25 protein-coding genes and 1 tRNA gene are annotated in these 17,834 nt (G+C 60.1%); 15 read left to right on the top strand and 11 right to left on the bottom strand.

The window, feature by feature from the left end; all coding sequences use genetic code 11:
• Positions 1–12 precede the first annotated feature (12 nt).
• From rbsK to LOY54_RS17775, 3 genes are all read left to right on the top strand, one after another.
• On the top strand, positions 13–921 hold the full coding sequence (gene rbsK / locus LOY54_RS17785; RefSeq protein WP_258594126.1) for a ribokinase: 909 nt from the start codon (positions 13–15) through the stop codon (positions 919–921).
• Complete coding sequence (gene rbsD, locus LOY54_RS17780; RefSeq protein ID WP_045194548.1) at positions 918–1,322, top strand: D-ribose pyranase; 405 nt, start codon at positions 918–920, stop codon at positions 1,320–1,322. The genes rbsK and rbsD overlap by 4 nt, the downstream gene beginning before the upstream one ends.
• Before the next feature lie 72 nt (positions 1,323–1,394).
• Positions 1,395–2,366: a nucleoside hydrolase gene (locus LOY54_RS17775; protein ID WP_408980523.1), complete on the top strand. Its 972-nt coding sequence runs from the start codon at positions 1,395–1,397 to the stop codon at positions 2,364–2,366.
• Here LOY54_RS17775 and LOY54_RS17770 read toward each other — a convergent pair.
• Positions 2,338–2,547 (bottom strand): hypothetical protein, encoded by a 210-nt coding sequence (locus LOY54_RS17770; protein WP_045195702.1) that lies wholly within the window; start codon positions 2,545–2,547, stop codon positions 2,338–2,340. The two genes, LOY54_RS17775 and LOY54_RS17770, sit on opposite strands and share 29 nt — an antisense overlap.
• 192 nt (positions 2,548–2,739) lie before the next feature.
• Here LOY54_RS17770 and LOY54_RS17765 point away from each other — a divergent pair, with 192 nt between their 5' ends.
• Both LOY54_RS17765 and LOY54_RS17760 read left to right on the top strand, forming a co-directional pair.
• Positions 2,740–3,042, top strand: a complete 303-nt coding sequence (locus tag LOY54_RS17765; protein ID WP_258607435.1) for a hypothetical protein — start codon at positions 2,740–2,742, stop codon at positions 3,040–3,042.
• Positions 3,043–3,172: 130 nt separating this feature from the next.
• A complete protein-coding gene (locus LOY54_RS17760; protein WP_093381150.1) occupies positions 3,173–3,490 on the top strand; it encodes an I78 family peptidase inhibitor in 318 nt (105 codons plus the stop codon).
• Positions 3,491–3,621: 131 nt separating this feature from the next.
• Here the strand turns inward: LOY54_RS17760 and LOY54_RS17755 are convergent, their stop codons facing one another.
• Entirely contained in the window at positions 3,622–3,834 is a 213-nt protein-coding gene (locus tag LOY54_RS17755; protein WP_007956027.1) for a cold-shock protein, read from the bottom strand.
• Positions 3,835–3,997: 163 nt separating this feature from the next.
• Entirely contained in the window at positions 3,998–4,372 is a 375-nt protein-coding gene (locus tag LOY54_RS17750; RefSeq protein ID WP_408980522.1) for a hypothetical protein, read from the bottom strand.
• A 310-nt stretch (positions 4,373–4,682) separates the two neighbouring features.
• Here LOY54_RS17750 and thrS point away from each other — a divergent pair, with 310 nt between their 5' ends.
• The 9 genes from thrS (at position 4,683) to LOY54_RS17705 (ending at position 12,156) form a co-directional block, all read left to right on the top strand.
• Entirely contained in the window at positions 4,683–6,605 is a 1,923-nt protein-coding gene (gene thrS / locus LOY54_RS17745) for a threonine--tRNA ligase (protein WP_045194537.1), read from the top strand.
• Entirely contained in the window at positions 6,605–7,156 is a 552-nt protein-coding gene (infC, locus tag LOY54_RS17740) for a translation initiation factor IF-3 (RefSeq protein WP_174242331.1), read from the top strand. Before thrS ends, infC begins: the two co-directional genes overlap by 1 nt.
• 60 nt (positions 7,157–7,216) lie before the next feature.
• On the top strand, positions 7,217–7,411 hold the full coding sequence (gene rpmI / locus LOY54_RS17735; RefSeq protein ID WP_045194535.1) for a 50S ribosomal protein L35: 195 nt from the start codon (positions 7,217–7,219) through the stop codon (positions 7,409–7,411).
• Between the two features lie 29 nt (positions 7,412–7,440).
• On the top strand, positions 7,441–7,797 hold the full coding sequence (rplT, locus tag LOY54_RS17730; RefSeq protein WP_010222414.1) for a 50S ribosomal protein L20: 357 nt from the start codon (positions 7,441–7,443) through the stop codon (positions 7,795–7,797).
• A 104-nt stretch (positions 7,798–7,901) separates the two neighbouring features.
• Positions 7,902–8,918, top strand: a complete 1,017-nt coding sequence (gene pheS, locus LOY54_RS17725) for a phenylalanine--tRNA ligase subunit alpha (protein WP_038994580.1) — start codon at positions 7,902–7,904, stop codon at positions 8,916–8,918.
• Positions 8,919–8,954: 36 nt separating this feature from the next.
• Positions 8,955–11,330: a phenylalanine--tRNA ligase subunit beta gene (gene pheT / locus LOY54_RS17720; RefSeq protein ID WP_258607434.1), complete on the top strand. Its 2,376-nt coding sequence runs from the start codon at positions 8,955–8,957 to the stop codon at positions 11,328–11,330.
• Between the two features lie 3 nt (positions 11,331–11,333).
• Positions 11,334–11,636 (top strand): integration host factor subunit alpha, encoded by a 303-nt coding sequence (gene ihfA / locus LOY54_RS17715; protein ID WP_002553164.1) that lies wholly within the window; start codon positions 11,334–11,336, stop codon positions 11,634–11,636.
• Positions 11,617–11,973 carry a MerR family transcriptional regulator gene (locus LOY54_RS17710; protein ID WP_038994582.1) on the top strand — a complete coding sequence of 119 codons (357 nt, stop codon included), beginning with the start codon at positions 11,617–11,619 and terminating at the stop codon, positions 11,971–11,973. Before ihfA ends, LOY54_RS17710 begins: the two co-directional genes overlap by 20 nt.
• Positions 11,974–12,079: 106 nt before the next feature.
• A tRNA-Pro gene (locus LOY54_RS17705) sits at positions 12,080–12,156 on the top strand.
• Between the two features lie 90 nt (positions 12,157–12,246).
• Here the strand turns inward: LOY54_RS17705 and LOY54_RS17700 are convergent.
• From LOY54_RS17700 to LOY54_RS17670, 7 genes are all read right to left on the bottom strand, one after another.
• Positions 12,247–13,353 carry a phage integrase Arm DNA-binding domain-containing protein gene (locus LOY54_RS17700; RefSeq protein ID WP_258607433.1) on the bottom strand — a complete coding sequence of 369 codons (1,107 nt, stop codon included), beginning with the start codon at positions 13,351–13,353 and terminating at the stop codon, positions 12,247–12,249.
• Positions 13,353–13,565, bottom strand: coding sequence for a hypothetical protein (locus LOY54_RS17695; RefSeq protein WP_258607432.1), 213 nt, complete (start codon positions 13,563–13,565; stop codon positions 13,353–13,355). Before LOY54_RS17695 ends, LOY54_RS17700 begins: the two co-directional genes overlap by 1 nt.
• 42 nt (positions 13,566–13,607) lie before the next feature.
• A complete protein-coding gene (locus LOY54_RS17690; protein ID WP_258607431.1) occupies positions 13,608–14,381 on the bottom strand; it encodes a site-specific DNA-methyltransferase in 774 nt (257 codons plus the stop codon).
• Positions 14,382–14,442: 61 nt separating this feature from the next.
• The gene (locus tag LOY54_RS17685) at positions 14,443–14,799 is read right to left on the bottom strand and encodes a hypothetical protein (RefSeq protein WP_258607430.1); all 357 of its coding nucleotides are present in this window, start codon (positions 14,797–14,799) and stop codon (positions 14,443–14,445) included.
• A complete protein-coding gene (locus LOY54_RS17680) occupies positions 14,796–15,062 on the bottom strand; it encodes a hypothetical protein (protein WP_258607429.1) in 267 nt (88 codons plus the stop codon). Before LOY54_RS17680 ends, LOY54_RS17685 begins: the two co-directional genes overlap by 4 nt.
• A 2-nt stretch (positions 15,063–15,064) precedes the next feature.
• A complete protein-coding gene (locus LOY54_RS17675; protein WP_258607427.1) occupies positions 15,065–15,379 on the bottom strand; it encodes a hypothetical protein in 315 nt (104 codons plus the stop codon).
• A 90-nt stretch (positions 15,380–15,469) separates the two neighbouring features.
• Complete coding sequence (locus tag LOY54_RS17670; protein WP_258607426.1) at positions 15,470–16,204, bottom strand: hypothetical protein; 735 nt, start codon at positions 16,202–16,204, stop codon at positions 15,470–15,472.
• A 57-nt stretch (positions 16,205–16,261) separates the two neighbouring features.
• Between LOY54_RS17670 and LOY54_RS17665 the strand changes: the two genes are divergently transcribed.
• Positions 16,262–17,074, top strand: coding sequence for a hypothetical protein (locus LOY54_RS17665; protein ID WP_258607425.1), 813 nt, complete (start codon positions 16,262–16,264; stop codon positions 17,072–17,074).
• Positions 17,075–17,182: 108 nt separating this feature from the next.
• On the opposite strand, the gene LOY54_RS17660 is transcribed toward LOY54_RS17665, so the two are convergent.
• Positions 17,183–17,776, bottom strand: coding sequence for a hypothetical protein (locus LOY54_RS17660; RefSeq protein WP_258607424.1), 594 nt, complete (start codon positions 17,774–17,776; stop codon positions 17,183–17,185).
• Between the last annotated feature and the right edge of the window lie 58 nt (positions 17,777–17,834).

The following is a 17,834-nucleotide window of genomic DNA, read 5'->3' as shown; positions in this document are numbered from 1 at the left end:
ACGAGCCCGCACATGCAAGCCAATGTAGTAGTGGTAGGTAGCCTGAACATGGACCTGGTGACGCGTGCCCAGCGTCTGCCGCGCGGCGGCGAAACCCTGGTGGGCGAAAGCTTCGTCACCGTGCCGGGCGGCAAGGGCGCCAACCAGGCGGTAGCGGCGGCGCGCCTGGGCGCGCAGGTGGCGATGGTCGGCTGCGTCGGTGACGATGCTTACGGCCAGCAACTGCGCCAGGCCCTGGCCGATGAGCAGATCGACTGCCAGGCAGTGAGCATCGCTGCCGGGGTGTCCAGTGGCGTGGCGCTGATCGTGGTCGATGCTGCCAGCCAGAACGCCATCGTCATTGTTGCTGGTGGCAATGGCCAGTTATTGCCCGAGTCGGTGCAGCGCTTCGACGCCTTGTTGCAAAACGCCGAGGTGATTATCTGCCAGCTCGAAGTGCCGATGGCCACCGTCGCCTACACCCTTGAGCGGGGCAGGGCGCTGGGCAAGACGGTGATCCTCAATCCGGCACCGGCCAGCGGCCCGCTGCCGGCCGAATGGTTTGCCCATATCGACTACCTGATCCCCAACGAAAGCGAAGCCGAAGCCCTGTGCGGGCTGCCGGTCAACGACCTGGACAGCGCCAAAGCGGCCGCCACGCATTTGCTGGCCATGGGCGTTGGCAAGGTCATCGTCACCCTCGGTGCCCAGGGCGCGCTGTTTGCCGATGGCCAGGTGTTCAGGCATTTCCCGGCGCCAGTGGTGCAGCCTGTGGACACCACAGCGGCCGGCGACACCTTTGTCGGCGGTTTCGCCGCGGCCCTGGCGCGTGGCGAAGCGCAGGGCGCGGCGATTGCCTTCGGCCAGCGCGCAGCGGCGTTGTCGGTCACCCGAGCCGGTGCGCAGCCTTCAATCCCGCACTTGAGCGAGCTGCAGCCATGAAGAAGACGCCCTTGCTGAACATCGCCCTGTCGCGCCTGATCGCCTCCCTCGGCCATGGCGACATCCTGCTGATTGGCGATGCCGGTTTGCCGGTGCCGGCGGGGGTGGAGCTGATCGACCTGGCGCTGACCCCGGGTATTCCGGATTTCGCCAGCACCCTGCGCATTGTGCTGACGGAAATGCAGGTCGAAAGCCACGTGCTGGCGGAGGAAATCCTTCAGCATCAGCCGCCGGGCCTGACCGCCGTCGAGCAGTTGACCGCCCAGGGCGAACTGGGCGCCCGACGCCTGCTCAGTCACGAAGAGTTCAAGCAGTTGAGCCGCAGTGCCCGCGCCATCGTGCGCACCGGCGAGTGCCAGCCCTACAGCAACATTGCCTTGGTTGCCGGGGTGACCTTCTAGCTGTTCCATCTGATCATAAGGACGTGTCTTATGTTGAGCTGTGCCAAACGTTTGCTCCAAGGAGTGTTGCTGATGTCCGTGCTTTCGGCTGGCGCCCAGGCGGCGCCCATTGACCTGATTATCGATACCGACCCCGGCGCTGACGACGTGGTGGCGCTGTTCCTGGCCATGGCTTCGCCAGATGAACTGAAGATTCGCGCCATCACCACCGTGGCCGGCAACGTGCGACTCGAGAAGACCTCGCGCAATGCCCGCCTGGCCCGCGAATGGGCCGGGCGCGAAGACATTCCGGTATACGCCGGCGCGCCGAAACCGCTGGTGCGCACGCCGATCTACGCCGCCGATATCCATGGCGAAGAAGGCTTGCCCGGGGTAACGGTCAGCGAGCCGCAGAAGGGGCTGGCCAACGGCAGTGCGGTGCGTTACCTGATCGACACCTTGAGCAGCGCCAAGCCGCACAGCATCACTATCGCCATGCTCGGCCCGCAGACCAACCTGGCTTTGGCGCTGATCGAAGCGCCGCAGATCGTCAATGGCATCAAGGAAGTGATCGTCATGGGCGGTGCTCACTTCAATGGCGGCAATATCACCCCGGTTGCCGAGTTCAACCTGTTCGCCGACCCTCACGCTGCCGAAGTAGTGCTTAATAGCGGAGTCAAGCTCACCTACCTGCCGCTGGACGTCACCCACAAGGTGCTGACCAGCGAGGCGCGGCTCAAACAGATTGCCGACCTCAACAATGGGGCGAGCAAGCGCGTGGTGGATATCCTCAATGCCTACGTCAAGCAGGACATGAAACACTACGGCATGCCCGGCGGCCCGGTGCATGACACCACGGTGATTGCCTACCTGCTCAAGCCCGAGCTGTTCCGCGGCCGCCAGGTGTTCATGCAGGTCGACAGCCGCGACGGCCCGACCTTCGGCCAGACCATTACCGACTGGTATGGCACCCTGAAAGAGCCGGGCAACGTCACCTGGATTACCGAGGGGAATGCCCAGGGTTTTTTTGATCTGCTCAGTGCCCGTCTGGCGCGTCTGCCATAACCGGCTGGCTGTAACGCTCAAAGACCTGGTCGACGTAGCTGCGTGCGTCGTCCGGGCCCAGGTCCTTGACCAGCAAGTCGAGGGCGATCAGCAGCAGTTCTTCGGCGCTGGCCGGGCTGTAGGCGCTCTGGCCCTCGGGCCATTTGACCTTGATGTCGGCATCGATGATGTGGCTTGTCATGAACATTCTCGAATGAAACCTGCGCGCGCTGTCGGTTCAAATGCCGGGCCCTGGCGTTTGAAGGGGAGGCTGGCCTGCGCTCCGCCGATAGCTGCAGTAAATCATGGCCGCTGCGTGCAACGCACTGCGACTTAGGCATAAGCGCAGGGGGCGTGGCAAACTATCGGTGTTTTAGCTTGCCGGGACAGCGCAGTGCAGATCGACCTGAACAACCCCAACGACTTTACCCTCGACAACGTCCGGGCCCTGCTGGTGGCCGGCAATGGTGCGGTTCACAACCAGCTGCGGGTCAATCACAAGGGCATCGCCTGGTTGTCCCAGGTCACCGGTGGCCGCGAACTGCAGGGCCTGTCCTTTCGTCTGGAAACCTGGGCGGCAGGCTCCGGTTGTGTCGGCCCGCAGGTGGCCGATGACGAGCGCTGGATACGCCAGGTGTACAAGGCCCTGAAAAATAACTGGCCCAAACCTGCCAGCGATTACATCGACCTGTATTGAGCCTGTGCAAAATCCGGTCACGATTGCCCTTGGCCTGGAACGCTCTGGCTCGGGCACAATGGTCCGGTTTTGCAACGAAAAACCAGGAGTGCTGTCACATAGGCAGCATTCAAGTATTTAAGGAGGATTCATGTTCCGCACGCGTGCATCATTGGTAAGCCTGTTGGCTGTCGCCGTATTGGCAGGTTGCAGCAGCACTGGCGGCTCTTCGTCGAAGGCCCCGCAGGCTGCTGCCAACACCGATGGCCGTTGCCAGGCCAGCGGCGCCGAGTTCGCCATCGGCAAGCCGGCCACCCCCGAGTTGCTCGAGCAGGCGCGTAAAGCCAGCGGCTCGCAACTGGCCCGTGTGCTCAAGCCTCACGACGTCATGACCCTGGAATACCGCTCCGAGCGCCTGAACCTCAACGCCGACGAACAAGGCGTGATCACCCGGGTAAACTGCGGCTAAAACGGTCTCTGAGGGAGCGGGCTTGACCCGTGATAGGGCCATTACTGGTTCTATCGCGGAGCAAGCCCGCTCCCAAATCCCAGGCACAAAAAAACCCGCCACAAGGACGGGTTTTTTTATTCGGTCAGATCTTACTCTGGACGAACTTGTGCAGCCTGCATGCCCTTCTGGCCTTTTTCGGCAACGAAGGAGACAGTCTGGCCTTCCTTCAGGCTTTTGAAACCGTCGGTTTCGATAGCCTTGAAGTGAACGAACAGGTCGTCGCCGCCACCTTGTGGAGTGATGAAGCCGAAGCCTTTCTCATCGTTGAACCATTTTACGGTGCCGGTTTGGCGATTAGACATGGGTGTATCTCCAGGAAACATGATTTTCAGTAGTGCGGTGTTGCCGAGGCCAACAGGGTGCACGCCGACCATCATAGTCTAATTATGGGCTTGTAGCCCCTTTTACCTTCGCAGATTGCTGATCTGGAGCAAATTAGCGATGGATAACTGGCCAAAGGCCCTATTATTTCGGGTTTTTCGGGCCGCAGACCGCTGCAATATTTTTTTGCGCGCGCTCCATTACCGCTGCATCAACGCCATCCTCCAGGCTATCGAGGTCTTTCATCTCTTTGTCGCTGAGATTTTTCTGGAGCACGTCTCCGGCGCATTTGCAGTGCTGTTCGGCTTTATCCTTTGCCAGGCCTTGCTTCTGCGCCTGCGCTACGCAGGTCGACTGGTAGTTGCCGGGCAGTTTGCCGGCATGGGCTCCCAACGGCAGCAGCAGGGCAGAGGCAGCCGCCAGGGCCAGAAGAGACTGAAGTCGCATAACCAAACACTCCTTGGGGTCGAGTCTCACAAGAGTAGGACGCTTCACAAACTCTGAGCGGAAAAAATCCACGCAAGTTCACCGCCAAAGCTCAATTTGCGAATATTTCTGCCCAGCCGGCCAATCTGCCCGCAATCGCCCGAAGCCTTGTGCTAGCATGCTGCCCTTGAGCTCGCCGCCGGCTGTTTCTTGCAGCTTGCAGCTTGCAGCTCCCAACTGTTTTTTACTATTCCAGTCACTCTGGTTCGTTCCCTGGCAGGCCTTCGGGCTTCTGCCACTGTGAGGCAGGCTTTGCTTGTGCAAAGACAGGGGCGGATCGCGTACTGGCTCATCCCAACCCACGTGACCTTTGGTAGGGGTCACCACTAGGAGAGGAGGCGCCATGCCCATTATTACTCTTCCCGATGGCAGTCAACGTTCATTCGACAAGGCAGTTTCGGTTGCCGAAGTCGCCGCATCCATTGGTGCGGGCCTCGCCAAAGCCACCGTCGCCGGCAAGGTCGACGGCAAGCTGGTCGACGCCTGCGACCTGATCGAGAACGATGCCAGCCTGCAAATCATCACGCCCAAGGACGAAGAGGGGCTGGAGATCATCCGTCACTCGTGCGCCCACCTGGTCGGCCACGCGGTCAAGCAGCTGTACCCGACTGCGCGCATGGTCATCGGTCCGGTCATCGATGAAGGCTTCTATTACGACATCGCCTACGAGCGTCCTTTCACGCCCGAAGACATGGCGGCGATCGAACAGCGCATGCAGCAGCTGATCGACACCGAATACGACGTCATCAAAAAAGTCACTCCGCGCGCCGAAGTGATCGAAGTGTTCAAGGCCCGCGGCGAAGACTACAAGCTGCGCCTGGTCGAGGACATGCCGGATGAACAGGCCATGGGCCTGTACTACCACGAAGAATACGTCGACATGTGCCGCGGCCCGCACGTGCCGAACACCCGTTTCCTGAAATCCTTCAAGCTGACCAAGCTGTCCGGCGCCTACTGGCGCGGCGACGCTAAAAACGAGCAGCTGCAGCGCGTCTACGGCACCGCCTGGGCCGACAAGAAGCAGCTGGCTGCTTACATTCAGCGCATCGAAGAAGCAGAAAAACGCGACCACCGTAAAATCGGCAAGCGCCTGGGCCTGTTCCACCTCCAGGAAGAAGCGCCGGGCATGGTGTTCTGGCACCCGAACGGCTGGACCCTGTACCAGGTACTCGAGCAGTACATGCGCAAGGTTCAGCGCGACAACGGCTACCTGGAGATCAAGACTCCGCAGGTTGTTGACCGTTCGCTGTGGGAAAAGTCTGGCCACTGGGCCAACTACGCCGACAACATGTTCACCACCCAGTCGGAAAACCGCGACTACGCCATCAAGCCGATGAACTGCCCATGCCACGTGCAGGTGTTCAACCAGGGCCTGAAGAGCTACCGCGAGCTGCCGCTGCGTCTGGCCGAGTTCGGTGCCTGCCACCGTAACGAGCCGTCGGGCGCGCTGCACGGCATCATGCGCGTGCGTGGCTTTACCCAGGACGACGCGCACATCTTCTGCACCGAAGAGCAGATGCAGTCCGAGTCCGCCGCCTTCATCAAGCTGACCATGGATGTCTACGCCGACTTCGGCTTCAAAGACATCGAAATGAAGCTCTCGACCCGCCCTGAAAAGCGCGTCGGCTCCGATGAGCTGTGGGATCGCGCCGAAGCCGCACTGGCCGCCGCCCTCGACAGCGCCGGCCTGCCGTACGACCTGCAGCCGGGCGAGGGTGCCTTCTACGGGCCGAAGATCGAGTTCTCGCTGAAGGATTGCCTTGGCCGCGTCTGGCAGTGTGGTACCCTGCAGCTCGACTTCAACCTGCCGATCCGTCTGGGCGCCGAATTCGTCTCCGAAGACAACGGCCGCAAGCATCCGGTGATGCTGCACCGTGCAATCCTCGGTTCGTTCGAGCGTTTCGTCGGAATTCTCATCGAGCATTACGAAGGTGCATTCCCGGCCTGGCTCGCGCCAACCCAGGCGGTGATCATGAATATCACCGACAAGCAGGCCGAATTCGCCCAGAATGTTGAAAAAACTCTCAATGAAAGCGGGTTCCGTGCCAAGTCCGACTTGAGAAATGAGAAAATCGGCTTTAAAATCCGCGAGCATACTTTGCTCAAGGTCCCTTACCTTTTGGTTATAGGGGATCGCGAAGTCGAAACGCAAACCGTCGCTGTGCGTACTCGTGAAGGCGCTGACCTGGGCTCGATGCCCGTCGCTCAATTCGCTGAATTCCTCGCTCAAGCGGTTTCCCGGCGTGGTCGCCAAGAATCGGAGTAATTACTATTAAGCGTGAAATGAGAAACGATAAACGAGCTGCACCGAAGGCCCCGATCAACGAGAATATCTCGGCACGCGAGGTTCGGTTAATTGGCGCTGACGGCGAGCAGATTGGCATCGTCTCGATTGATGAAGCGCTTCGTATCGCTGAAGAAGCGAAGCTGGACCTGGTAGAGATTTCTGCCGACGCAGTACCGCCTGTCTGCAAGGTCATGGACTACGGCAAGCACCTCTTCGAAAAGAAGAAGCAAGCTAACGAGGCCAAGAAGAATCAGAAGCAGGTCCAGATTAAAGAAATCAAGTTTCGTCCAGGGACGGAGGAGGGGGATTACCAGGTAAAACTACGCAACCTGGTACGTTTCCTGAGTGATGGGGACAGGGCCAAGATTTCCTTGAGATTTCGCGGTCGTGAGATGGCCCACCAGGAGCTGGGTATGGAACTGTTGAAGCGGGTCGAAACTGACCTTTTGGAATACGGTTCCGTCGAACAGCATCCTAAGATGGAAGGACGCCAGCTGATCATGGTCATCGCACCCAAGAAAAAGAAATAACCACCAGGGCACGGCAGGCCTTGCGGTTATGTTTATCAACTGAATGCGGAGTATCCGAACATGCCAAAAATGAAAACCAAAAGCGGTGCGGCCAAGCGTTTCTTGAAAACGGCTAACGGCATCAAGCACAAACACGCTTTCAAGAGCCACATCCTGACCAAAATGTCGACCAAGCGTAAGCGTCAACTTCGTGGTAGCAGCTTGCTGAACCCGTCGGACGTGGCAAAAGTCGAGCGCATGCTGCGCCTTCGTTAATTTTTGGTTCTAGATAGAGGAAGTTACTCATGGCTCGTGTAAAGCGTGGCGTCATCGCTCGTAAGCGTCACAAGAAAATTCTGAAACTGGCTAAAGGCTACTACGGCGCTCGCTCGCGCGTATTCCGTGTTGCCAAGCAAGCGGTCATCAAGGCAGGCCAATACGCCTACCGCGACCGTCGTCAGAAAAAACGTCAGTTCCGCGCTCTGTGGATCGCTCGTATCAACGCTGGTGCGCGTATCAACGGTCTGTCCTACAGCCGCCTGATCGCTGGCCTGAAAAAAGCGTCGATCGAAATCGACCGCAAGGTTCTGGCCGATCTGGCAGTGAACGAAAAAGCGGCGTTTGCTGCGATTGTCGAGAAAGCTAAAGCCTCGCTGGCTTAAGTACCCCCGACAATCACCAGGTGTCATTTCCGGCGCCTGGTGTTAAACGTCTTAATAGGGGAAGAGCCTGCGCTCTTCCCCTATTTCGTATCTGGAGTCTGTACATGGAAAACCTGGACGCGCTGGTCTCCCAAGCCCTGGAGGCCGTGGAACGCGCTGAAGACATCAATGCCCTGGAACAGATCCGGGTGCAATTCCTTGGCAAGAAAGGCGAACTGACCCAGGTGATGAAGACCCTGGGCAACCTGCCAGCCGAAGAGCGGCCGAAAGTCGGTGCGCTGATCAACGACGCCAAGGAACGCGTCACCGAGGTCCTCAACGCGCGCAAAGCGGCGTTTGAAGAGGCCGAGCTCAGCGCCCGACTGGCCGCCGAGTGCATTGATGTAACCTTGCCGGGCCGTGGCCAGACCTCCGGTGGTCTGCATCCGATCACCCGTACCCTGGAACGCATCGAGCAGTTCTTCACCCACATCGGCTACGGCATCGCCGAAGGCCCTGAGGTCGAAGACGACTACCACAACTTCGAAGCGCTCAACATTCCCGGCCACCACCCGGCCCGGGCAATGCACGACACCTTCTATTTCAATGCCAACATGCTGCTGCGTACCCACACCTCGCCGGTGCAGGTGCGGACCATGGAGTCCACTCAGCCGCCCATCCGCATTGTCTGCCCGGGCCGCGTTTACCGCTGCGACTCGGACCTGACCCACTCGCCGATGTTCCACCAGGTCGAAGGCCTGTTGATCGATCGCGACATCAATTTCGCCGACCTCAAAGGCACCATCGAAGAATTCCTGCGGGTGTTCTTCGAAAAAGAGCTGGCGGTACGTTTCCGTCCGTCGTTCTTCCCCTTCACCGAGCCTTCGGCTGAAGTCGACATCCAGTGCGTGATCTGCAGCGGCAAAGGTTGCCGTGTGTGCAAGCAGACCGGCTGGCTGGAAGTCATGGGCTGCGGCATGGTTCACCCGAACGTGCTGCGCATGTCCGGCATCGACCCGGAAGAGTTCCAGGGCTTTGCCTTCGGCATGGGCGCCGAGCGCCTGGCCATGCTGCGTTACGGCGTCAACGATTTGCGCCTGTTCTTCGACAACGACTTGCGGTTCCTTGCGCAATTTCGCTAGGTCGCGCACCCGTAACGAATCTTTCAGGAGAGCAGGATGAAATTCAGTGAAAAGTGGCTGCGCGGTTGGGTCAACCCGCAGGTATCCCGTGACGATCTGGTCGCCCGTCTGTCGATGGCCGGCCTTGAGGTCGACAGCGTCACCCCGGCCGCCGGCCAGTTCAGCGGCATCATCGTCGGTGAGGTGCTGAGCACCGAGCAGCACCCCGATGCCGACAAACTGCGCGTGTGCCAGGTCAGCAATGGCAGCGAGACCTTCCAGGTAGTGTGCGGCGCGCCCAACGTGCGCCCTGGCCTGAAGATCCCGTTCGCGATGATCGGCGCCGAACTGCCGGGCGACTTCAAAATCAAGAAAGCCAAGCTGCGTGGCGTTGAATCCAACGGCATGCTCTGCTCGGCGGCCGAGTTGCAGATCAGCGAAGAAAACGACGGCCTGCTGGAGCTGGCGGCCGACGCCCCGGTGGGCACCGACATTCGCCTGTACCTGGACCTGGACGACGCCAGCATCGAGATTGGCCTGACCCCGAACCGTGGCGACTGCCTGTCGCTGGCGGGCCTGGCGCGCGACGTCGGCGCCCTGTACGACGTACCGGTGACCCGTCCGCAAGTGCCGGCTGTTGCCGCCACTCACGACGAAGTGCGCCCGGTTGAAGTGCTGGCACCGGCTGCCTGCCCACGCTACCTGGGCCGCGTTATCCGTAACGTCGACCTGACCCGGCCGACCCCGCTGTGGATGGTCGAGCGCCTGCGTCGCTCCGACCTGCGCAGCATCGACGCTGCCGTCGACATCACCAACTACGTGATGCTCGAGCTCGGCCAGCCGATGCACGCCTTCGATCTCGCCGAAATCAACGGCGGCATCCGCGTGCGCATGGCCGAAGAGGGCGAGAAGCTGGTACTGCTCGACGGCCAGGAAGTCACCCTGCGCCCCGACACCCTGGTCATCGCCGACCACAGTCGCGCCCTGGCCATCGCCGGCGTGATGGGCGGTGAGCACAGCGGCGTTGCTGCTGGCACCCGCGACATCTTCCTCGAGAGCGCCTTCTTCGAGCCGATTTCCGTGGCTGGCAAGGCCCGTTCCTACGGCCTGCACACCGATGCCTCGCACCGGTACGAGCGCGGCGTCGACTCGCAACTGGCCCGCGAAGCCATCGAGCGCGCCACCGGCCTGCTGCTGGAGATCGTCGGCGGCGAAGCGGGCCCGGTGATCGACGTCACCAGCGAAGCGCACCTGCCCAAGGTGGCCCCGGTCACCCTGCGTGCCGAGCGCCTGACCCAGATGCTGGGCATGGAAATGGCCAGCGCCGAGGTCGAGCAGCTGCTCAACGGCCTGGGCCTGAAAACCACCGCCGGCGAAGGCCAGTGGCAGGTTGAAGTGCCAAGCCATCGCTTCGACATCAGCCTGGAAGTTGACCTGATCGAAGAACTGGCGCGCCTGTACGGCTACAACCGCCTGCCAGTGCGTTACCCGCAAGCGCGCCTGGCCCCGCAAGCCAAGGCTGAGGCCCGTGGCGAACTGCCAGCCCTGCGCCGCCTGCTGGTGGCCCGTGGTTACCAGGAAGCCATCACCTACAGCTTCATCGACCCGAAACTGTTCGAGCTGTTCAGCCCGGGCGTCGAGCCGCTGCTGCTGGCCAACCCGATCTCCAACGACATGGCGGCCATGCGTGCCTCGCTGTGGCCGGGCCTGGTCAAGTCGCTGCAGCACAACCTCAACCGCCAGCAAGACCGCGTGCGCATGTTCGAAAGCGGCCTGCGCTTCGTCGGCCAGCTGGGCGACCTCAAGCAGCAGCCGATGCTCGCCGGTGTGGTCTGCGGCAGCCGCCTGCCGGAAGGCTGGGCCAACGGCCGTGACAGCATCGACTTCTTCGACGTGAAAGCCGACGTTGAAGCGGTACTGGGTTTCTCCGGCTCGCTCGCCGAGTTCACTTTCGTTGCGGGCAAACACCCGGCGCTGCACCCGGGCCAAACCGCACGCATCGAGCGCGACGGTCGCGAAGTCGGCTACCTGGGTGCCATCCACCCGGAGCTGGCCAAGACCCTGGGCCTGGATCGTCCGGTGTACGTCTTCGAGCTGGTCCTGGGTGAAGTGGCCGAAGGCCGCCTGCCGAAGTTCAGCGAATTGTCGAAATTCCCGGAAGTGCGTCGTGACCTGGCCTTGGTCGCAGGACGTGATGTTGCTTCGAGCTCGGTGCTTGAAGTAATTCGTGACAATGCAGGCGAATGGCTCACAGACCTCAGGCTGTTTGATGTTTATCAGGGTAAAGGCATTGATCCTGATAGAAAAAGCCTGGCCGTCGGCTTGACCTGGCAGCATCCATCGCGCACTCTTAATGATGAAGAGGTGAATACTGCAACCCAGAACATCCTCACCTCGCTCGAACAAAGGTTGAACACCACGTTAAGGAAATAGCGTATGGGTGCTCTGACGAAAGCTGAGATGGCCGAACGGCTGTACGAGGAGCTGGGCCTGAACAAGCGCGAGGCCAAGGAATTGGTCGAGCTGTTCTTTGAGGAAATCAGGCACGCTCTTGAAGACAACGAGCAGGTCAAATTGTCCGGATTCGGCAATTTCGACCTGCGCGACAAGCGCCAGCGGCCGGGCCGCAACCCCAAGACCGGGGAAGAAATCCCGATCACGGCGCGTCGGGTCGTCACCTTTCGTCCAGGGCAGAAGTTGAAAGCCCGAGTTGAGGCCTATGCTGGAACCAAGTCATAACGACGAGCTTCCGCCGATTCCAGGCAAACGCTACTTCACCATTGGTGAAGTGAGCGAGCTTTGCGCGGTAAAACCGCACGTGCTCCGCTACTGGGAGCAGGAATTCCCGCAACTCAACCCGGTAAAGCGCCGCGGCAACCGGCGGTACTATCAGCGCCAGGACGTGCTGATGATCCGCCAGATCCGCGCGCTGCTGTACGACCAAGGCTTCACCATCGGCGGGGCGCGCCTGCGCCTCTCTGGCGACGAAGCCAAGGACGACACCACCCAGTACAAGCAACTGATCCGGCAGATGATTGCCGAGTTGGAAGACGTCTTGGTGGTGCTGAAGAAGTAACCCTTATCGGGCCCGGAATTTTGGAAAAAATGCTTCCATAATTCAAAAGGTTAGGGTACATTCTTCAACGTTCTCAGCAACCAGGGGAACATGCTTCAAGCCCAGTCGGGGCGTAGCGCAGCCCGGTAGCGCACTTGCATGGGGTGCAAGGGGTCGAGTGTTCGAATCACTCCGTCCCGACCATTATTTACTGAGTAAAATCAGGCAGTTAAGCCGGTTATCTGAACCGGCTTTTTTGTGCCCGCGCAAAACATGCGCAAAACTCGCGCAAAACTACCCGGCGAAATCGCCGATATCCAGGTCAGCTTCGACCTCGGACCACACCACATCTTCGTGCCCTTTCTGGTAGTTCCTGGTCATGCCCTCGGTAGCATGCCCGGCGATCTTCTGCCCATCTTTGCCTGCTCGTTTGTACAGGTGAAGGGATAGGGCGCGCACCTCATGAAACCCCGGCATCTCCTCCTCTTTGAGGTCGCTGTAGCAGCCGGCGGCATCTCTCGCATCCTTGAAGGCCCGGGTGAGAAACCTCTCGTCCACCTTCGTCCAGTGATCTTTCCCTTCGCGTTTCTTCTTTCTTTCCGGCCGGCGGTGCACCAGATACGGCGACAGGATGTCGTCCCGGCACCTGGTCAGCACTTCGCCCAGTTGGTCGGTGATCTTGATTTTCAGCCAACCTGCGTCAGATGCTTTCTCGGTCTTGCTCTGGACCACGTACAGGAACCCGTCTCGCGCATCTTCAAACTTCATGTTGAGGATGTCGCCGCGGCGCTGTGCGGTGATCAACGCCAGGTCGATCGCGTTCTGCAGCCAGCGCGGGGACTTCTCGCGGATGGCCTTGAGGCCTTCGACGGTGTGGCGCTTGCGCTGCTTCTTCTCGATCTTGGGGATGGTGCTGGCCGCCGGGTTGTCCGGGCACAGCCCCTTCGCCGCAGCGTGATTGAACACATCGATGAGGATTGCCCGGGCCTGGTTGCTGGCGCGGGCCGTCAGTGGCTCCAGGAACTCAGCGACCATGCGGATGGTGATTTGGTCCACCGGCCGCTCGCCGAGGGCAGCCCTGACTTGCTTGAACCTGACTGCGTACAGGTCGAGCGTTGCCTTTGCCAGCTCCCGGGGCGGCAGTACGTCCCGCTCGTAGGTATCCAGGAACTCGGCGGTGGTGACTGTGGTTTCGCCCAGGACAGCGGCCACCAGGTCGCCGCCGCGCAGGAAGGTGGTATTTAGTTGCGAGGCAGCGTCGATAGCGTTGCCGCGGTCGGCGCCGAACTGGAACCACTTCCCGTCTGTGGGGCGCCGGTAGCGGTATGTGCCCCGGCGCGCGTCGAAGTAGAGGTTTTGGGGCAGGCCCTTGTTGGCCTTGTTCCTTGGTCGAGGAACCATCACGCAGCTCCTTTCAGCACCATGTCGACCAGCGGATTGCCGGTGGTCCGTTGGTAGGCAGACCAGTCAACGTACCAGATTTTCCCAATGCGCTCGCCGGGCAGCTTGCGGTTGCGCAGGTAATTGCGAATGGCTTGGGAGCAGAGCGGAGTGCCGTTCTCGCCCCATTTTCGGCGCTGGAATTCACTGATCTTGATCAGTTCTCTTTTCATGATTTTCTCCACGCCGCGCATGGCGGCAGAGGTGGGGAGGGGTTAGGCGATCGCTTCGAAGAGATCGATCTGCGGTACCGGGGTGTCCCGGGTGGTGATGGCGTCAGCGATGCGCTGTTGCGCGGTACCGAAATGGTCCTGGTCTTGCTCGATGCCGATGAACTGCCGGCCGAGCTGGATGCACGCGACGCCGGTTGTGCCGCTGCCCATTGTGTTGTCGAGCACCACCTGGCCCGGGTTGGTGTAGGTGGCGACCAGAAAGCGCATCCAGCTGACGGGCTTCTGAGTGGGGTGGTAGTTCGCCGTTTGCTTGTCGCTCGAGAAGAACTGCACCGATCTTGGGTACCGCTCTGTCGAGTCGTACTCGGTGAGCGACAGGGCCTTGCCGTAGCATTCCGAATTGACTGTCTTGCGCTTGGCTGTCCGCCGCTCGTGGCCTCTGGTCATCTGCGGGTTATACACGGGCTGGCGCCGATAGAAGACCTGGGCGCTTTCGTGGGCGCGCAGCGGCTGCTTTTTGGCGTTGAGAAATCCGGTTGCGTTGCCTTTCTCCCAGATCCATTCGTAGCGGTAGTCGGCTGGGTTACTGGCGATGACCATCGATGCGAACGGCTGGGCCGCGCAGAGCACAATGGCTGCCTCTGGCTTCGCGATCCTCAAGTACTGCTGCCACAGTGGCGCGAAAGGGATGATCACATCCCAGGCGCACTGGGTGGTGCCGTAGGGCAGGTCAGCCAGCACCAGGTCAACGCTGGCGCTGGGTATCGACTTCATCACCTCCAGGCAGTCGCCGTGGTGAAGGCTGATCTCTGTCATGGCCTCGGCCCCTTCCAGATCATCCAGGCCATGTAGAGCGGGGCGGCGATGGGTAGGAGGATCATGGTGTCAGTCCTTCAGCGGGAAGCAGTTCGGCAGCCATCTCGGCAGCGAAACCCACCGGCCACCAGTAGCGCGGGCGGTGATGCTCGGGGTAGCTGGCTTCGCGCAGAACAAGGCCTTTGCGCTCAAGGGCTTTGAACGTGCTGAGCACAGATGCAGCGGAGAGGTCGAGGCGGGCACCCACCTGGTAGCTCAACCCGCCCAGGCCGAAGGCGCAGGCTTGGTCGCCGCGCGCAAGCTTTTTGCAGTCTTGCTCATAGAGGTACGGCGTTTTGTTTCGGTATCGGAGCACGTTTGTGCGGGAAACCTCGCGAAGGGCATCGAGAACACCCTGCTGTTTGTCGGTCAGCTTCACAGCTCATACCTCTCTTCATTCCAGCGCACTGGCGCCTTTGCAGGGGTAGGGGTGTCTTGTTCGTGCGGGGAGAGCTGGCGTTCGGTGCCGGCCACTTGCGGCAGCCAGACTTTCACGCAGCTGATTGCGTTGTTGCCTAGCGAGTTCATGACGTAGCAGACGACACCGCGCGGCTTATCCTCGAAGGACCAGACACCGGACGGTAGGTCGCCTGCGCTGGCGCCGGTGGCCAGCAGCAGGAGGCAGAGGGCGAGGCGGGTCATGGTCAGCCCTCGGTGCCAATCAGGTAAGAGGGCTCTGTGGCTTCTTCCAGCCACTGGCGAAGGCAGCCGCACTCCGCGTGTGGTGGATCCTCATCGACCCATTGCTTGTCGAGCATGCTCTCGCTGGTCAGCTCAACGTCCCAATCCGCGTAATCGGAAGGGTCATCGCCGTTCATTTCGGCCAGTACGCGCCGCGCCTCCTCTTCGTTGGTGGCTGCCACCCAATCGCAGTCGCCGACCTGGAAGCAAAGGAGAAGCGGCCGAGCAGGCTGGCTGCCGTTGAGTTCAAAATCTGGGGCTTGGTTTTCAGCAGGCATGACTTCGTCCTTGCCGCCATATAGCGGCTGTTCAATAGAGGGGAGAGGGGTTAAAGCGGAAAGAGTACAAATGTACTCAATTGGTGAGAGTCAGGCATCGGGCCGCACGCCGTTGCCATTTACGTCTTCGCTCAGCTGAGCGTCGCACTCCGGGCAATCGGTAAGCCCGCAGGCCTCTGCCTCTTCGCACTGCTTGCAGCCTGGGGTTGGACCGTATTCAACAGGCGGCACAGCGCTGCCAGACAGAGCTGCCCGTGCGATAGAGCCGTCTTCAACAAACCATGCCTCGGACTCATGCCAGAGGATGTTCGCTGGCTCGCCGCTCACGTTGTCCCAATCGCCGCCCATGTCTTCCGAGAAGTGGTCTCGATCGGCGTAGAACTGCAGGGCAGAGCGCAGCGCCTTAACTTCCGGATCACGCGCAGCGAACGCCTTGGCACCCTGGTCGGCCATGTCGCCGGCGCTAAAGCCGCCGGAGCTTGGAGGGTGGAGGAAGATTTCGGCGCTTCCGTCTTCGTCGCACAGGTCGTTGGCAGTTGGCAGAGCGAATAGAACCTGGCCAGGGAATTCCATTTCAGCGATTCCACCTTCAAGCAGCCACTCCAGGCGCAGGCCTTCATCGGCATCCGCACGGGTGACTGCCACCGCTTGTATCAGGATTGGCTCGCCCTGGTGCTGGGCGGCTGGCTGGGCGAGAAGGGCGCGCAGTTGCTCCCGCGAATCTCCCAGGGCAAAGCCATTACGCGGGTTCGCGATGCTTTCGGCCAGTTCACGCGGCACGCTGACCATCTGTTCGGTGTTGCTGGATCGGTTTTCTGTGGGCATGGGGATACCTCGCGGCTATAGTTCTGGTGTTAAGTGCGAAACCTGGGAGAGAAAGTGGTGATCAAAAACAAGTTTCATGTTTTCTTGCTTGGTGCGGGGGGCGTGGCGTTATCACTGATAGTTTTAGTGGCTTCAATGTACGTTAATTATTTTTCGGCTCACATAGTGGTGGATCAGGAGAAATGGGGTCAGTTTGGTGACTACTTTGGTGGTGTTCTTAATCCAGTTCTTTCATTTATGGCGTTCGTGGCTGTTCTTTATAATGTTAAGTTTGGTGTAGGTGCGGAAGAGAGAAGTGAGATTCGGCATCGAGAACAGCTGGCGGAGCAACGGTTGTTTCAGTTGTTAAGTCTGATGGGAAATGCCGTTGAGCGCTCTGCAATTGTTGTTTCTGGCGCCACCGTTTCTGAATTCGAAACACATGTTGGCCTGCAGGCGCAACATTCCGCGGCGAGTGATTTGCGCATGATTCTGTCGACGGCAGCCAGGAAGGCGCAAGATCTTCAATGCGTAGAAGTGTACGGCGAGCTAAGAATGGAGTTTCGCTCGTGGAGGAGAAGGTGTTGGGGTGGTGTGGGTCAATATCTTGATTCAGCCTTTCTTGTATTGGATTACATTATGCGTGGCTCGACTTTGCCACCGGATTTTAAAAGGTTCGCGCTAAATGCACTTCGGGTTCAGATGACTGAGAGTGAGAGGCTTTCGCTCTGGTATTCAGCATTATTTTCTGCGGAGTACTCACACTTTCTTGAGCCGATGCTCGATGCCGGGTTTGTCGATGATCCTCATGGCTCATTGAATGATTTTATCAAGCCTTGGCGTGGTGAGTTAATGGCTGCAGCGATGGGTGCTCCCTCAGGTCAAAATTGAGCTGAGCCATTGCCTCAAAGGGCGTCATCTTTTCGTGCGAGGAGCGTTCCTTGCCGGGGTGGCGTGATTCGTTGAAGTGGGGAGGCGCTGGCGGGCAGCGTGGGAGGGTCAGTCGGTAGCGGCGTCGTCAGCTGCAGGCTTTGGCTGGTAGGTAAGCGTGCCGTCGAGGATGGCGGCCTTGATCGCTTCGAACTCCCAGGCGTAGTACTGCGACTCTACATAAACCCGCAGCTCGGGATAGTCGTGCTGCTTTCGGCGAATGAACGCTTCGGCCGCTTCCTTGGTGAAGTGGCTGTTCACGATTTCCCAGCGCTTGTTCCAGCCAGTGACGGTGTGGTCGTCGTGTTCGCCCAGGACTTCCCATTGGTCATCGGCATCAAGCTCCAGAAAATCGCACTCGTTTCTGGCCTGCACCACCCGATTCAGCTCTTCCTGCTCTTCCTCGTCGAGATCTGACCAGTATTCCTCGGGGCTGAACCAGCTGCTGTCTTCCAAGCACACCACCAGCCCCTCCGCGTAGTCAGGGTCATAGCCGTAGTCGATGCGCTTCTGCTGCACGGTAAACAGCGCGCATGCCGTGTGGTGCCACTTCACGCCCTGGCCGTTGCAGTGGTGGCGAAGGCGGGTGACGAAGTCCGACCAGGTGTCCGTGGTCATCGGGTGGCCGGTTGCCAGGCTTGGGCTGGCTTCGGTATCGCTCATGGCTTTCTCCATGCATGCGCCGCCCTCCGTGGCCGGATGCGGCATGGTGGCAATTTGG

Source organism: Pseudomonas sp. B21-032 (genome assembly GCF_024748965.1).
Taxonomy (GTDB): Bacteria; Pseudomonadota; Gammaproteobacteria; order Pseudomonadales; family Pseudomonadaceae; genus Aquipseudomonas.
Note: the sequence above shows the minus strand (reverse complement) of the source record. Positions and strands in the feature narration are given on the sequence as shown.

Excerpts from the sequence above, each read along its gene's own strand:
- ihfA (WP_002553164.1), top strand. The coding sequence starts at position 11,334 with ATGGGTGCTCTGACGAAAGCTGAGATGGCCGAACGGCTGTACGAGGAG.
- LOY54_RS17675 (WP_258607427.1), bottom strand. The coding sequence starts at position 15,379 with ATGCCTGCTGAAAACCAAGCCCCAGATTTTGAACTCAACGGCAGCCAG.
- rplT (WP_010222414.1), top strand. The coding sequence starts at position 7,441 with ATGGCTCGTGTAAAGCGTGGCGTCATCGCTCGTAAGCGTCACAAGAAA.
- LOY54_RS17775 (WP_408980523.1), top strand. The coding sequence starts at position 1,395 with ATGTCCGTGCTTTCGGCTGGCGCCCAGGCGGCGCCCATTGACCTGATT.
- LOY54_RS17695 (WP_258607432.1), bottom strand. The coding sequence starts at position 13,565 with ATGAAAAGAGAACTGATCAAGATCAGTGAATTCCAGCGCCGAAAATGG.
- LOY54_RS17710 (WP_038994582.1), top strand. The coding sequence starts at position 11,617 with ATGCTGGAACCAAGTCATAACGACGAGCTTCCGCCGATTCCAGGCAAA.
- LOY54_RS17770 (WP_045195702.1), bottom strand. The coding sequence starts at position 2,547 with ATGACAAGCCACATCATCGATGCCGACATCAAGGTCAAATGGCCCGAG.
- rbsD (WP_045194548.1), top strand. The coding sequence starts at position 918 with ATGAAGAAGACGCCCTTGCTGAACATCGCCCTGTCGCGCCTGATCGCC.
- LOY54_RS17660 (WP_258607424.1), bottom strand. The coding sequence starts at position 17,776 with ATGAGCGATACCGAAGCCAGCCCAAGCCTGGCAACCGGCCACCCGATG.
- LOY54_RS17755 (WP_007956027.1), bottom strand. The coding sequence starts at position 3,834 with ATGTCTAATCGCCAAACCGGCACCGTAAAATGGTTCAACGATGAGAAA.
- LOY54_RS17690 (WP_258607431.1), bottom strand. The coding sequence starts at position 14,381 with ATGACAGAGATCAGCCTTCACCACGGCGACTGCCTGGAGGTGATGAAG.
- rbsK (WP_258594126.1), top strand. The coding sequence starts at position 13 with ATGCAAGCCAATGTAGTAGTGGTAGGTAGCCTGAACATGGACCTGGTG.
- LOY54_RS17670 (WP_258607426.1), bottom strand. The coding sequence starts at position 16,204 with ATGCCCACAGAAAACCGATCCAGCAACACCGAACAGATGGTCAGCGTG.
- LOY54_RS17700 (WP_258607433.1), bottom strand. The coding sequence starts at position 13,353 with ATGGTTCCTCGACCAAGGAACAAGGCCAACAAGGGCCTGCCCCAAAAC.
- rpmI (WP_045194535.1), top strand. The coding sequence starts at position 7,217 with ATGCCAAAAATGAAAACCAAAAGCGGTGCGGCCAAGCGTTTCTTGAAA.
- LOY54_RS17760 (WP_093381150.1), top strand. The coding sequence starts at position 3,173 with ATGTTCCGCACGCGTGCATCATTGGTAAGCCTGTTGGCTGTCGCCGTA.
- pheS (WP_038994580.1), top strand. The coding sequence starts at position 7,902 with ATGGAAAACCTGGACGCGCTGGTCTCCCAAGCCCTGGAGGCCGTGGAA.
- pheT (WP_258607434.1), top strand. The coding sequence starts at position 8,955 with ATGAAATTCAGTGAAAAGTGGCTGCGCGGTTGGGTCAACCCGCAGGTA.
- thrS (WP_045194537.1), top strand. The coding sequence starts at position 4,683 with ATGCCCATTATTACTCTTCCCGATGGCAGTCAACGTTCATTCGACAAG.
- LOY54_RS17680 (WP_258607429.1), bottom strand. The coding sequence starts at position 15,062 with ATGACCCGCCTCGCCCTCTGCCTCCTGCTGCTGGCCACCGGCGCCAGC.